Source organism: Arthrobacter sp. TS-15 (genome assembly GCF_006964045.1).
GTDB lineage: Bacteria > Actinomycetota > Actinomycetes > Actinomycetales > Micrococcaceae > Arthrobacter.
Genome location: NZ_SDXQ01000036.1, coordinates 168933 through 183394, shown reverse-complemented (window position 1 = coordinate 183394; position 14462 = coordinate 168933). Strand labels below are relative to the sequence as shown.

Annotated in this window: 10 protein-coding genes; 4 read left to right on the top strand and 6 right to left on the bottom strand. The window is 62.3% G+C overall.

Translation table 11 applies throughout. The features are described from left to right. Positions 1 to 6: 6 nt before the first annotated feature. The 5 genes from EU811_RS14780 to EU811_RS14760 form a co-directional block, all read right to left on the bottom strand. Positions 7 to 990 carry a DegV family protein gene (locus tag EU811_RS14780; protein ID WP_446698053.1) on the bottom strand — a complete coding sequence of 328 codons (984 nt, stop codon included), beginning with the start codon at positions 988 to 990 and terminating at the stop codon, positions 7 to 9. Between the two features lie 59 nt (positions 991 to 1049). After that, positions 1050 to 3575, bottom strand: a complete 2526-nt coding sequence (gene leuS, locus EU811_RS14775) for a leucine--tRNA ligase (protein ID WP_142939099.1) — start codon at positions 3573 to 3575, stop codon at positions 1050 to 1052. Between the two features lie 301 nt (positions 3576 to 3876). Beyond that, a complete protein-coding gene (gene glpK / locus EU811_RS14770) occupies positions 3877 to 5391 on the bottom strand; it encodes a glycerol kinase GlpK (protein ID WP_142939098.1) in 1515 nt (504 codons plus the stop codon). Between the two features lie 80 nt (positions 5392 to 5471). Then, positions 5472 to 6224: an MIP/aquaporin family protein gene (locus EU811_RS14765; protein WP_142939097.1), complete on the bottom strand. Its 753-nt coding sequence runs from the start codon at positions 6222 to 6224 to the stop codon at positions 5472 to 5474. Positions 6225 to 6395: 171 nt separating this feature from the next. Then, entirely contained in the window at positions 6396 to 8177 is a 1782-nt protein-coding gene (locus EU811_RS14760) for a glycerol-3-phosphate dehydrogenase/oxidase (RefSeq protein ID WP_142939096.1), read from the bottom strand. Positions 8178 to 8299: 122 nt separating this feature from the next. Between EU811_RS14760 and EU811_RS14755 the strand changes: the two genes are divergently transcribed. From EU811_RS14755 to EU811_RS14740, 4 genes are read left to right on the top strand one after another with little or no spacing between them, the layout of a single operon-like run. After that, positions 8300 to 9262, top strand: coding sequence for a sugar-binding transcriptional regulator (locus tag EU811_RS14755; RefSeq protein ID WP_142939095.1), 963 nt, complete (start codon positions 8300 to 8302; stop codon positions 9260 to 9262). Positions 9263 to 9296: 34 nt separating this feature from the next. Next, on the top strand, positions 9297 to 10193 hold the full coding sequence (locus tag EU811_RS14750; RefSeq protein WP_165450193.1) for an aldo/keto reductase: 897 nt from the start codon (positions 9297 to 9299) through the stop codon (positions 10191 to 10193). A 10-nt stretch (positions 10194 to 10203) separates the two neighbouring features. Then, entirely contained in the window at positions 10204 to 11148 is a 945-nt protein-coding gene (locus EU811_RS14745) for an alpha/beta fold hydrolase (protein WP_142939093.1), read from the top strand. Next, a complete protein-coding gene (locus EU811_RS14740) occupies positions 11145 to 12245 on the top strand; it encodes a glycosyltransferase family 4 protein (protein WP_142939092.1) in 1101 nt (366 codons plus the stop codon). The genes EU811_RS14745 and EU811_RS14740 overlap by 4 nt, the downstream gene beginning before the upstream one ends. Here EU811_RS14740 and EU811_RS14735 read toward each other — a convergent pair. Then, entirely contained in the window at positions 12212 to 14323 is a 2112-nt protein-coding gene (locus EU811_RS14735; protein WP_142939091.1) for a primosomal protein N', read from the bottom strand. The two genes, EU811_RS14740 and EU811_RS14735, sit on opposite strands and share 34 nt — an antisense overlap. Positions 14324 to 14462 lie beyond the last annotated feature (139 nt).

Sequence of the window (14462 nt, the reverse complement as noted above, 5' to 3'; positions counted from 1 at the left end):
CAAGGATCAGTCCGTTGGCGTGCTGCTCTCCCCAACGATGACCGCGAGCACGCCCAGTCCTGCATGTGCTGCCAACACGGCCGGGAGAGCGCTGATTTGGGGCGCCGGGCACTCCGGGCATTTCTCGTTCAAGCGGGCCGCCAAAGCTTCGGCTTCCAGTTGATTACCAAAATGGTGAACCGCCAACCTTTGCTGGCCGGCCGGCCTGGAGGCCACGTCGGCGGCAACAATCTCCTCAAGGCGAGCTATGGCGCGCACAGCGGAACGGACCTTTTCCAGCGGGACGATCCTTCCGTCGTCCACCGCCAGTATGGGCTTTATAGCCAGGACGGTACCGAACAGGGATGCTGCCGCACCGATCCGGCCACCCCGCCTCAGTTGCTCGAGGCTGGGCACGTAAAAATAGACCTTCGTGCGCTCCATGCGCTTTTCCGCGAAACCGCGGACTTCGGCCGCCCCCTGACCATCGGCTGCCGCTACGACGGCACTCTGCACGCCCATTCCCTGGGCCATTCCCACCGTGCGCGAATCCACTATTTCGACCGGAATGGTGACCCTCGCAGCGGCCAGCCTTGCGGCATCGGCGGTTCCGGAGAGTTCGGAAGAAATATGGATGGACACCACGGATTCGAAACCCCGGCGTTGCGCAGCGAGGTACGCCTGCTCAAACTGCCCGGGCGATGGCCGTGACGTTTTCACCGAGGCGCCTGACGCGAGAGCCAGCGACAGGGTTTGGGTGATGTCGTCTTCGCCCTCACCGTAGATTTCGGTCCCTACCATCACTGGCATGGGAACAACGGCGAGGCGCCCATCGGCCGTGAAGGCGGACACCCAGTCCGGCGGCAGGGCAGCCGCGGAATCAGTAACGATTGCGGTTTTGACGACGGCGGCCAACGGCACGTCCGCCACAGTAACCGGCGCCGTGGGCTGGCGAAGACGCGCCACTCTTTCCTTGAGCCAAATCCATGCGGGTGGTTCTCGCTCAGGCACGCGACCTCCAAAGATGATGGCCGGCCGCCGGCAGTCTGCCGGCGGCCGCACTATCCCTGCTAGGCAGGAACGATGTTCACCAGTTTAGGTGCCCGCACGATGACGGTGCGGATACCGCGGCCGTCCAAGGCGCGCTGGACGTTGTCCGAGGCCAGGGCGAGCTCACGCAGTTCGCCCTCGGTGATGTCCGGCGAAACGTCCAAGCGGTCACGAACCTTACCCTGGACCTGGACCACAGCTGTGACGGTGTCCTGCACCAGCAGTGCGTCGTCGTGCTTCGGCCAGCCTGCATTTGCTACTGAAGCCGGGTGACCGAGGGTGTTCCACAGGTCTTCAGCGGTGTAGGGCGCGAAGAGGCTCAGGATCACTGCAACGGCTTCCACCGCTTCACGAACGGCCGGGTCAGCGGCACCTGCACCCGAGTCGATGGTTTTACGGGTTGCGTTGACCAACTCCATCAGGCGGGCAACCACCACATTGAACTTGTTGTTGTCCAACAGTTCGGCGGCGTCGGCGATGGTTTTGTGCGTGACCGTGCGCAGGGCCCGGTCACCGGTGGCAGGATCGACACCGGGTTCGCTGCTGACGTCCTGGCCAAGGCGCCAGGCACGGGCGAGGAACTTGGCCGAACCCGACGGCGAAACGTCGGCCCAGTCGACGTCGTCCTCCGGCGGGGAGGCAAAGACCATGGTGAGACGGACGGCGTCCACGCCGAACTTGTCCAACTGCTCGCCCAAATCCACACCGTTGCCGAGGGATTTGCTCATGGCCTTGCCACCGTTGAGTACCTGCCCCTGGTTGAGCAGTGCTGAGAACGGTTCGTTGGCTTCAATCAGGCCAATGTCTTTGATGACCTTGGTGAAGAAGCGCGCGTAGAGCAGGTGCAGGATGGCGTGCTCCACACCGCCCACATACTGTCCTACCGGCATCCAGTTGTTGATCTTTTCGGGATCAAACGGGCCCTCGGTGAAGTCGGGTGACACGAACCGCAGGAAGTACCAGGACGAGTCCACAAACGTGTCCATGGTGTCGGTGTCCCGCTGCGCAGCTCGTCCGCAGTTGGGGCATTCAACGTTGACCCACTCGACGGCGGCGGCCAGCGGCGAAGTTCCCTTGGGCGACAACGCCTCACCGCGCAAATTGTCCGGCAACCTGACTGGGAGCTGGTCATCGGGCACAGGGACTTCGCCACATTCACCGCAGTGGATGATGGGGATGGGAGTACCCCAGAAGCGTTGACGGCTCAGCAGCCAGTCACGCAGCCGGAAGTTGACGAACTTCTCGCCGGTTCCAAGCTTCTCAAGGATCTCAATCGCTGCGGGGATGCCTTCAGACTTGGTGAGCCCGTCCAGTTCGCCGGAGTTCTTGAGCGTGCCTTCGCCAGCAGTGGCAACGCCCGTCTCCGCCGGATCTTCGGCGCCGGTGTCCAGGACAGCGCGGACGGGAAGTCCGAAAGTCCTGGCAAAGTCGAGGTCACGCTGGTCGTGCGCCGGCACGGCCATGATGGCACCAGTGCCGTAGTCCGCCAGGACGTAGTCAGCGGCCCACACCGGCAGCTTTTCGCCGTTGAGGGGGTTGATGGCGTAGCGGCCGGTGAAGACGCCGGTCTTCTCGCGCTCGGTGGACTGGCGCTCGATTTCCGAGAGCGCCTTGACCTTTTCGCGGTAGGCCATGAGTTCATCATGTTGTTCCGGGGTTACCAGGTCCAGCGCCAAGTGTGCATCTGCTGCAACCACGAAGAACGTTGCACCGTAGAGGGTGTCCGGCCGCGTGGTGAACACGGTGACTTCGCGCTCGGCACGGTCTTGCGTGGCTTCGATGACGAAGCGCACGTGGGCGCCCTCTGAGCGGCCGATCCAGTTGCGCTGCATGGCCAGAACGCGCTCGGGCCAGTGGCCCTGGAGCTGGTCCATGTCCTCGAGCAGACGGTCGGCGTAGTCGGTGATCTTGAAGTACCACTGGTTCAGGGACTTTTTGGTGACAGCAGTTCCGCAGCGCTCACAAGCCCCATTGACTACTTGCTCGTTAGCCAGGACGGTGAGGTCCTTGGGGCACCAGTTGACGGGCGAGTCCTTGCGGTAGGCCAGGCCACGCTCGTAGAAGCGCTTGAACAGCCACTGCGTCCACCGGTAGTACTCGGGGTCCGATGTGTGGATGCGGCGGGACCAGTCGGCAGAGATGGCGTAGCGCTTGAACGAGGCCGCCTGGGTATCGATATTGGCGTACGTCCACTCGCTGGGGTGGGCGTTTCGTTTGATCGCAGCGTTCTCCGCGGGCAGACCGAACGAGTCCCATCCGATGGGGTGCAGAACGTCGAAGCCCTTCTGGCGCAGGTAACGCGCAACGACGTCACCCATTGCGAACGCTTCGGCGTGGCCCATGTGGAGGTCGCCGGAGGGGTAGGGGAACATGTCCAACACGTAGCGGCGTTCCCGCGAACCGTCGTCGGCAGGCGTGAAGACTTTGAGGTCCTCCCATACCTGCGGCCATTTGGCTTCCATCGCAGCGAAGCTGTAGACGCCCTCTTCGGGCGCTTCGGCTGCGGCTGTTGGTGCTGTTCCGGTTGTCTCCGGCTGAACGCTCACTGCTGCCCTCTTCTGTTCTTCGATGGCGGTTCTGACTCCTGCTCTGGCACCGGAATGTCCCGGACACACAAAAGCCCCTCAACAATGGAGGGGCGGCCGCACGGCTATGTATTGCCGGGCGGCTAGCTAAGCAGAAGGATCGCACGCATAGATCTACAATAGCGCACGATTAAACTCCCAGTTCGCATCGAGCGGCTTACAGAGCTGATGGTTGAGTTGACGGCAGCCGCGCCTCGCCCGGGTGTGGTGGGCACCGCGAAGCGGGCGGGGCAGGCGCGGCTGCCGTCAACGTCAGGTCAGACTACTTAACGTCCTCGTCGACCCAGTCCATGGACTTTGTCACGGCCTTCTTCCAGAGCCGCAGCTGACGCTCCTGCTCTTCTGCCGGCAGCTGCGGCTCCCAGCGCTTGTCTTCGTTCCAGTTGGCGCTGAGCTCGCCCAGGTCTTTCCAGAATCCGACGGCCAGGCCGGCCGCGTACGCAGCACCGAGGGCCGTTGTTTCAACAACCTTCGGACGGACCACCGGCACGCCCAGGATGTCTGCCTGGAACTGCATGAGTGCCTCGTTGGCGACCATGCCGCCGTCGACCTTCAGCTCGGTGAGCGGAACTCCCGAGTCTGCGTTGACGGCGTCGAGGACCTCGCGGGTCTGGAAGGCGGTGGCCTCCAGTGCCGCACGGGCGATGTGGCCCTTGTTGGCGAAACGCGTGAGGCCCACGATGGCGCCGCGTGCGTCTGCCCGCCAGTAGGGTGCGAACAGGCCTGAGAAGGCCGGGACGATGTAAACGCCGCCGTTGTCCTTTACCCCGGCAGCGAGTTCCTCCACCTCAGGGGCGGAGCTGATCATGCCGAGGTTGTCGCGGAGCCACTGGATCAGGGACCCGGTGACGGCGATGGAGCCTTCAAGCGCGTAGTGCGGCTTGGCGTCGCCCAGCTTGTATCCGAGGGTGGTGAGGAGGCCGTTCTTGGAGTGAACGATTTCCTCGCCGGTGTTGAAGATCAGGAAACAGCCGGTGCCGTAGGTGTTTTTGGCTTCGCCGGGCTGGAACGCGGCCTGGCCAAAAGTTGCCGCCTGCTGGTCACCGAGGATGCCTGCTACAGGCGTTTCCCGGAGCAGTTGCGAGGTGTGGACGTGGCCGTAGACCTCGGAGGAGGACTTGATGGCGGGCATCATGGACGCGGGTACACCGAAGATGTCCAGGATTTCCTGGTCCCATTGCAGGGTCTCGAGATCCATGAACAGGGTGCGGGAGGCGTTGGTGACATCGGTGACGTGTACACCGCCGTCGACGCCGCCGGTCAGGTTCCACAGAACCCAGGCATCGGTGTTGCCGAAGAGAAGGTCGCCGGCCTCGGCGCGCTCCCGGGCACCGTCCACGTTGTCCAGGATCCACTTGATCTTGGTACCGGAGAAGTAGGTGGCCAAGGGCAGCCCGACCTTCTGTTTGAAGCGTTCCACTCCCCCGTCCTGTGCCAGTTCGTCGACGATGGGCTGCGTGCGGGTGTCCTGCCAGACGATGGCGTTGTAGACGGCCTCGCCGGTGTTCTTGTCCCAGACGACAGCGGTTTCGCGTTGGTTGGTGATGCCGACGGCGGCGATGTCGTGCCGGGTCAGGTTCGCCTTGGACAGGGCGGCAGCAATTACTTCGCGGGTGTTGTTCCAGATTTCGGCGGGGTTGTGCTCCACCCAGCCGGCCTGGGGGAAGATCTGCTCGTGCTCCATCTGGCCGGTGGAAACGATGTTGCCCGTGTGGTCGAAGACGATGGCGCGGGAGCTGGTGGTGCCTTGGTCGATGGCGATGACGTATTGATTCATGGTGACGTCCTTGTCTTTTGTTGTTGGTGCTCAGGTGGTGATTTACGACGTGCGGGTGGGTGTTGCGAGTGTTTGCAGTATTAGCCGGCGAGTGCAGGCATGATGTCGGGAACCCACAAGGCCACGAGCCCTGCGAGGGCGCCACCAACCAGCGGTCCGACCACCGGGATCCAGGAGTAGGCCCAGTCACTGCTGCCCTTGCCCTTGATGGGGAGGAGGGCGTGGGCGATGCGGGGGCCGAGGTCACGTGCAGGGTTAATGGCGTAGCCGGTGGGACCACCGAGGGAAACGCCGATACCGACAACAAGCAGTGCAACGGCAAGCGGGCCGAGGCCGGAGGGTGTGCCGCCGAAGGTCAGGATGACGAAGACCAGGACGAACGTGCCGATGATTTCTGTGATGAGGTTCCACGGGGTGGAACGGATGGCCGGACCGGTGGAGAAGGTGCCCAGCTTGTTCGCAGCGAGGGGTTCTTCATCGAAGTGCTGCTTGTAAGCGAGCCAGCAGACAACTGCGCCCAGGAAAGCGCCCAGTAGTTCAGCACCGAAGTACGTCAGGGTGGACGCGAAATCCACGGGCACACCGGGGGCGTACTCTGCTTTTTGATTGACCAGCAGGCCCAGGGTGACAGCCGGGTTAAGGTGCGCACCGGACTTTGCAGCCACGAAAACGCCCGCGAAGACCGCAATACCCCAGCCCCACGTCACCATCAAGAATCCACCGTTGTTGCCCTTGGTGCCTTTGAGCGCAACGTTTGCCACGACGCCACAACCCAGCAGGGTCAGCATCATGGTTCCGAATACTTCGGAAAGGAAAACAATTCCAAGAGACATCTTTGACTCCTCATTTTTCTGTTGTCAGCCTCCTCGCGGGTGAAGAGGCTGTTGGGTCGGTTCCGTTGTCTCCGGAACCGTCCCGGTGTGGTGGTCCCCTGGCGGGACCACCTACCCCATTCCGTCCCTACCGCACGCTGGGACGGTCAAGCTGTTTTCCGCTGCTTGTGCTCAGGCTACGAGACTGTGCACGTCAACCTTGTGGAACCGCTGCAGTACTTCCTGGGCGTGGCGGATTTCCGCTTCACGGGTGGCTGCGTCCCAACCGAGCGGCTCGGCCAATGCTGCAGCGATCTCGTTGAGTAGCTCGCCGGTAACCAGCCCACGGAATGCCAGCGAGGTCCTGCGGATGAGGACATCCACCAGGTGCCCGATTTGCTCGTGTTCTGCCATGTAAGTCAGCTCCCGGACACTGAGCTCGCGCGTGGCACGCAGCAGCGTGTCCTGTCCCGCGTTCAGGTACTCGATAACTGCATCTGCCCGGGTTCCGTAGCGGGTCAGCAGGACAGCTACGCGGTCGGCGTCCAGGCCAGGACCCATGTGCTTTTTGATCCATTCCTGTTCGCCTTGTTCAGTGGCCGGGAAGCCGGCGCCGCCGCCGATGGCGAGCTTCGCCGTCGAGACTTTCCGTTCCATGCCCAGTTCGCGGAGGACGTCGTTGGTCATGTGTTCGGCCAGGGCGCGGAAGGTGGTCCACTTGCCGCCCACCAAGCTGAGGACGACGGCGGCCTTACCGCCCGGCGTTGTGACGGCGTCGCGGCCGGTGCGTACGCTGCGTTCGATGCGGTAGTCGCGTGAGACGAATCCCGGCTGGGTTTCGTCGTGGCGAGGCAACGGGCGGACGCCAGCGAAGCTGTAGACGATCTGTTCGCGTTCCACCTTGATGGTGGGGAACACGTGCCCGACGAGGTCGAAGAAGTAGTCGATTTCTTCTTCGGTGCACACTGCGTCTTCGGACATATCAGCGTCCACGTCCGTGGTACCTACCAGGACGCGGTCTCCCATGGGGTAGATGAGGACGATGCGGCCGTCGGTGTGCTCGAAGAAGATTTCCCGGCCGTTGCATGCTGCGAGCAGTTCCGGGTGGTCCAGGACGATGTGGGATCCCTTGGTGCCTCCCATGAACTTGCTGACGGCCCCCATGGATTGGTTGGTGAGGTCTACCCAGGCACCTGTGGTGTTGACGATGACGTCAGCCTGGAAGTCGAATTCCTTGCCGGTCAGTTCATCACGAAGCCGGGCTCCGTCCGAGCCCATGGACACGAGCGAGACGTAGTTGCTGGCGCGGGCGCTTCCTCCCGGCAGGCCCCCGCCGCGGCCTGCCTTTTCTCCGTCCTGCAGGACATCAAGGGTGAGGCGTTCCGGGTTGTGAACCGAGGCATCAAAGTAGGTAGCCGCGTACTTGATACCGGAGTGAAGCTTGGGAAGCTCGGCCAAGGCCCTGGTGCGGCCGCGGAACTGGTGGCGGGGTACGCTTCCGCCGTCGCGGGAGAAGAAGTCGTACATGCTCAGGCCAACCTTGATGAGGAACGCGCCGCGCTCCTTGGGCTTGCCCTGTTTGTGGGTGAGGAAGCGCATGGGTGCGGACAAGATGCCTGAGAACGTGCTGAAGATGGGGATGGTGGTCTGCAGTGGCTTCACATAGTGCGGCGCAATCCGCAGGAGGCGGTTGCGCTCAACCACTGATTCCTGGACCAGGCGGAACTCGCCGTTTTCCAGGTAGCGGATGCCGCCGTGGATCATGTGCGAAGAAGCGCCGCTGGCACCTTGGCAGTAATCCCCGCGTTCAACAAGCGCCACGTCGACGCCTTGAAGGGCAAGATCGCGGAACGTTCCGACACCATTGATGCCACCGCCGATGATGAGTACCTTGGCCGAGGGCCGCTCCTGCAGTGCAACGACGGAGTCGCGCTGTGTGTGCTGTGAGGTACCGGAAATCTTGTTGTGTCCCAAAACTGCTCCCTTGGGCTTGGTTCGTGCGCCGCGCCACTCGCTGCTGCACCGTTCACCACTAATCTGGCGAAGGTGGAAAATGGAGTCAAGCTATTTGCACAAACGTGCAGGAAGGAAATGAGATGGCACGATCACGTCACTCGGATGCACTCCGGGCTGCACAGATGTATTACCTGCAGGACCTGACCATGGATGCGATTGCCCGCGAGCTCCGGACGTCCCGATCCACAGTGTCCAGACTGTTGTCCTCGGCGCGGGAAACCGGCTTGGTTCAGGTCCAGATTCGAAGCCCTTTTGATACCGGCCCGGAGCTGGAAAGCCAGATCCGGAACCAATACGGAGTGGACGTCCACGTGGTTCCGGTGCTGGACACTCTCAATGAAGCAGAGACCCTGGACCGCGTAGCCATGCAGGCTGCACGAACAATCGGACCCCTTGTGGACTCAAATGCCATCATCGGCGTGGCCTGGGGCGCAACACTGAGCGCGGTCAGCCGGCACCTAACCCGCAAGGTCACCCATGACAGCATCGTGGTTCAACTCAACGGCGCCGGAAACATGCAAACCACCGGCATTACCTATGCCAGCGACATCATGAGACGCTTCGGCAGCGCGTACGGTGCGCGCGTGGAGCAGTTCCCTGTTCCGGCCTTTTTTGATCATGCCTCCACCAAGACCGCCATGTGGAATGAGCGCAGCGTTCAACGCATCCTGGACTTGCAGGCCCGCATGAGCATCGCCATTTTCGGCGTCGGATCCGTTGATTCGGACTACCCCAGCCACGTGTACGCCGGTGGTTACCTCGATGAATACGATCTCACCATGCTGGCCGCAGACGACGTCGTTGGCGACGTGGCGACCGTCTTCTTCCGGAGCGATGGGTCATCGGACGGCATCACCTTGAATGCGAGGTCAACCGGTCCAAGCCATGAACAGTTGCGCCAAGTCAGGCGCCGGATTTGCGTGGTCTCCGGGGCCTCCAAGATCAACGGACTCCAGGGAGCCCTGGCAGCAGGACTGGCAACTGACCTTATTCTGGACGAAGCCTCAGCCCGACGCCTGGTGAGTTTCAACAGCCATTCCTGAAGCAATCGTGCAAGGAATGGGTAGAGTCGTTGCTATGAGATCCCCCACCAAGCTGACATCGAACAAGTTGGCACTCAACAACGGCGTACAGATGGACCGCATGGGATACGGACTCTACAAAGTTCCCGCCACAGACGCCGAGGCATTGGTTGCCACAGCCTTGGGCGAGGGCTACCGGAGATTCGATACAGCAGCGATGTACGGCAACGAAGTGGGGGTGGGCCGGGCGCTTGGCGGTGCGATCGGAGACGCCGCTGAAGCGAACAGAGGTACCGGAGGCTCCGGCGAATCCGTGCACGCACTTGCGCGCGAAGACGTCTTCGTCACCACCAAGGTATGGAACGATGACCACGGCTACGATGCCACGCTCCGCGCATTCGATACCTCCATCTCCAACCTCGGGCTGGACTTTGTGGACCTCTATCTCATCCACTGGCCCTGTGCTGGGCGGGGACTGTTTGCAGAGACCTACAAAGCCTTGGAGACCCTGTACCGGGAGGGCAAAGTGCGGGCGATCGGTGTTTCCAATTTCCAGCCCGGACACCTTGAAGAACTCATGCAGAAGGCAGAAGTTGTCCCCGCGGTCAACCAGATCGAGCTGCACCCTTGGCTGCAGCAAACCAGACTGCGGACCTTGCATGATCAGTTGGGAATCGCCACCGAGGCTTGGAGCCCCCTCGGCCGCGGGCAGGTCCTGGCTGACCCTGCCATTGTGTCGCTCGCCGATAAGTACGGAAGAACTCCGGCACAGGTCATTTTGCGTTGGCATCTGCAACTGGGGAACCTGGTCATCCCCAAGGCAAGCTCGGCAGGACGGATCAAGGAAAACTATGCTGTCTTTGATTTTGAACTGGACGCCGCGGACATGGACGGCATAGCCGCGCTCGAACGGCACCATCGGACCGGGTCCCACCCGGACAACGTGAACTAGGAACCAAGCAATGGACAATGTGGACACCGCGCACTCCCCCCAGAGTGCACAGGCCCCCAGTGAATTCTTCAGCAAATCCCTGGCGGGGCGGACGCGTGCCGCGGACGTTGAGGTGGACGGCAGTAAAGTAGCGTACTGGACGTACGAGCCGGTCACTGTCTCTCCGATGACACGCACCATTCTGGTCATCCATGGCTTCCGGGGAGACCACCACGGGCTGTTGCGCGTCGCTGATCAACTTCCGGAAATGCGCATCATCATGCCGGACTTGCCTGCCTTCGGCAGCTCAGAACCTTTCGTTGAGGACGAACACAGCGTTGAACGCTACGGAAAGTTCATCTCCGGTTTCATGGCGGCGCTCGGCTTGGATGACAAAACTGTCCTGCTCGGGCACTCCTTCGGATCAATCGTCGCCAGCCATTTTGCCGCGGCGAATCCTGGAGCCGTCTACCCGCTGGTCCTGATCAACCCAATCGCTGCGCCGGCATTGGAGGGACCCAAGGGCCTCATGACAAAGCTTGCAGTGCTCTACTACCAGGCGTCCGCCAAACTTCCCCGCCCTCTGGGACTGGCGGTACTGAGGAATCGGCTGATCGTTCGCATTATGAGCATCACCATGGCCAAAACCAACGACAAAAACCTGCGCCGTTTCATCCATGCCCAGCACGACGCCTACTTCAGTGCCTTCGCAGACAGAAAAAGCCTGCTCGAATCGTTTAAGGCTTCCGTCTCAGGCAACGTGGCCGAGGTCGCCGAACAGCTAACTCTTCCCGTGCTGCTGGTCGCCGGCGAGAAGGATGAAATAGCCACCCTTCCCAACCAGTACAAACTCATGGGACGCCTACCCGAGGCAAAGCTGGAAGTGATTCCCGGCGTCGGGCATTTAATCCACTATGAGACGCCGGTTCCGGCGGCAGAAGCAATCCGCACCTTCCTGGAGGAACATCCCGCGTGAAAATTGTCATCGATGCCCGCTTTACCCGAACGGACCACCACGATGGCATCAGCCGCTACGGTTCCAGCCTCATAGCCGCAACGTCCAAAATCGCCGACGTCACCATGCTGATCAGCGACAAACGCCAACTGGCCCTGCTGCCCGACGTTCCGTATGTGATGGTCAACAGCCCCTTGTCTCCTTTGGAGTTGTTCGTCGCGCGCAAGGTCAACCCCCTGGGCGCTGACGTGGTGGTGTGTCCCATGCAGACCATGGGCACCTTGGGCCGCCGGTACGGGCTGGTATTGGCCCTCCACGACCTCATTTACTACGAGCACCCGACTCCCCCGGGCTTCCTGCCAGCCCCGGTGCGCCTGTTGTGGAGGCTTTACCACAAGGCCTTTTGGCCGCAGCGGCTCCTACTCAACCGCGCGGACATCGTAGCCACCATCAGCCGCACTACCGAGGCGCTCATGGCCAAGTACAGGCTGACAAAGCGGCCCGTGCGGATTGTGGGCAACGCACCCCAACCCGGTCAAAAGCCTCGCGCGCCTGAAGCCGGCGCGGACAAGTCCCTGCTCTACATGGGTTCTTTCATGCCGTACAAGAACGTGGAAACCATGATCCGGGGCATGTCCGGCCTGCACCAGTACACCCTTCACCTGCTGAGCAGGATCACTCCGCAGCGCAAGGCAGAATTGGAGGCGATGGTTCCCGAAGGAGCCAAGGTGGTATTCCACAACGGTGTCACTGATGGAGAGTACGACGAACTCCTGCTCAGGGCCACAGCGCTGATCAGCCTCTCACGCGCCGAGGGCTACGGCCTGCCGTTGGTGGAGGCCATGGCCCTGGGAACCCCTGTGATCGCAAGCGATATACCGATCTTCCGTGAAGTCGGCGGTGATGCCGTCAGCTACGTAGACCCGGAGTCACCCGTGGAGTTCGCGGCGGCTGTAACTGCGCTGGGCGAGGAATCTCTCTGGCAGGAACGCTCCCGCAGGTCCGCAGAGCGTGCGGCAGAGTTCAACTGGGACGAATCGGCGCGGCAGCTCCTTGCTGCAGCCGAGGAAGTGGTAGCCCTGCGTCAGAGGACGTCCACCCCGTCCAGGCGCAACTGAACGGGTCCTGAGGTCCGCTTGGCGGCGCTGGCTGCCTTCACAGCCCGCATGGCACGCGTGGTTTCCGCAGCGTCTCCGTAGGGAATGAAGTAGAGCGTCCTGACGTCAGCATCAGCCTCAGCGCCTGATGATTGCCCGCCGGACAGCTGACCGCTGCCGGAGAACACTACGGGCGCAGGCCCGGCTTTTCGGAGTTTTGCTGCCGAGGCCAGCCCGGCGTTGGACTCCAAAGCGTCGCTGAAATGCGCGACGTCGGCCCTTGCCCCGGTCACGGAAGCTACCCTGACTGCAGGAGGCAGCTGAAGTTCCTTCCGAAGCGCCAGTTCACGTGAGGCAAAGCCGGAGGCGTCCCACCGCAACAGTGCCCCCGTCGCCGCCGTGTCGTCAGCGGTGATCACTACAAGTCCACCTTGAGTGGCCGGCTTCACCAGGGAGGCGGCGTTGAACCATCGGCGAACCGTATCCTCTCCCGCCCGCAGGTTCTCCCGCCGAAGTAACGAGTTGCCGTCCAGCAACAGGGCGGCCGCGTAACCGTTGGGCGCAACAGGCTCAGCGCCCACCGTCGCGACCACCAGAGCGGGAGTATCCGGCACACTTGCCTTAACGTGCTCGCCTGAAGAGGTCACTACCGCTTTACCGGGAAAAGCCCGTCCCAGTTCCTCTGCCGTCCGCATCACGCCAGCTGCTCCCCGGCGTAGTCGTGTTCCACTACAGTGCGTGCACCGCCATTGCGGGGCCGGCGTGGAGCACCACCGGCATGCCGGCATGGCCGAGCTGCTTGATACGGCCAGCGGCCCCTGACAGGCATTGCAGCGGGCAAGTTCCCGGCACGTCTCGCATACCAACGACGGGGCGTATCCGGCCCGGGCCACTTGGACCAGGACAGGACCCCGCTCCAGGCCCTCCTTGGCCGCCCGCCACGCTGCGCCCGGCAAGCGTGCAATACGTGCCAGAGGATCACGTTCTTGTTCAAAACTGTCAGCGGTATTGAGAACTCTGGGTGCTGTGGCGCGGACAGTACGTCGCGGCGCTTCAAGGGGCACCGCCCACTGCATCTCAACAAGGCGTTGGAGCTCGGTGCTTCGGTTGTGGGAGGCCATGAGGCATGCGGCGTTCTCCTGCTCGGCACGCAACAGCAGGACTTCCCTGGTGTGCGCATATGGTGCCCGTTGCTCGATGTGGAGGTCGTCGCCGTCGTCCCAACACACCACCAGACCCAGATCGCGAACAGGAGCATAGGCCGCCGAACGGGTACCAATGGCCACTCCCGCTGTCCCGCTCAGTAGCCGCAGAAAGTTCCTATAGCGGGGAGTTTGCCCGTCGTCCGCCGTCAGCCGGGCGACGTCGGAAGACGGCAGGACGTTGGCAAGCGCCGCCTCCAACTGCTCAAGGTCCCTATAATCCGGCACCACCACAACCGCGCCACGTCCCGATTTACGAACTGTGGCAACGGCCGTAGCAATCATGGCCGGCCAACCATCGGGGCCGAATCCTTGGAGAGCTGTGAGGACAGCTTTGGGTGAACCACCACTGGCAAGGTGCTGCAGGTACGGCGCTCCGTTGGAGTACGCCGCCCACGCGCGGGCCTCCGTGAACGGTTTCAGGTCCGCTGCGTCGGCGTCGAGGTCCCCGGCCAAGAATTCCTTCTCCACCTTGGCCACACGGGGAGGGACAGCCGTCCGGAGAACATCGCTGAGCGTACCGGCGTACCGGGCAGCGACCCTGCCGGCCAACTCGTTGATAGCCGGGGTCAGGACAGCAACCGGGGACACAACTTTATGCAGGGCCGTCAGCAGGTGGGCTGCATCCGAGTCCGCACGGCGCTCGACGATGTAACCATTGAGCTCCTGGCCATTGAACTTCACTTTCACCCGAACACCGGGGACCGCAGTTTCGGAGAGCTCCGCGGGAACACTGTAGTCAAAAGGCCTGTCCAGGTGCGGCACGGAAGACTCCAGAACGACGCGCGCAACGGGATTCACAGCTGCCAACGGAGGTCCGTTGACAGGACCCCGGTCCGGGAAACCCTGCAGCAGCGATGGTTGAAGCAACGATGGCTGGGCCTCGTGTCCTGCCATACTTCACCTCCAACTCTGAGCGCAGAAAATGCACCACGCATTCTTAACCGGGAATGCCCACAGCGGGATTGACCCGCTGCGGGCATCTCTCTGGCTTCAGCCAACCACGAAGCACCGACAAAACAACATCAGCACTCAG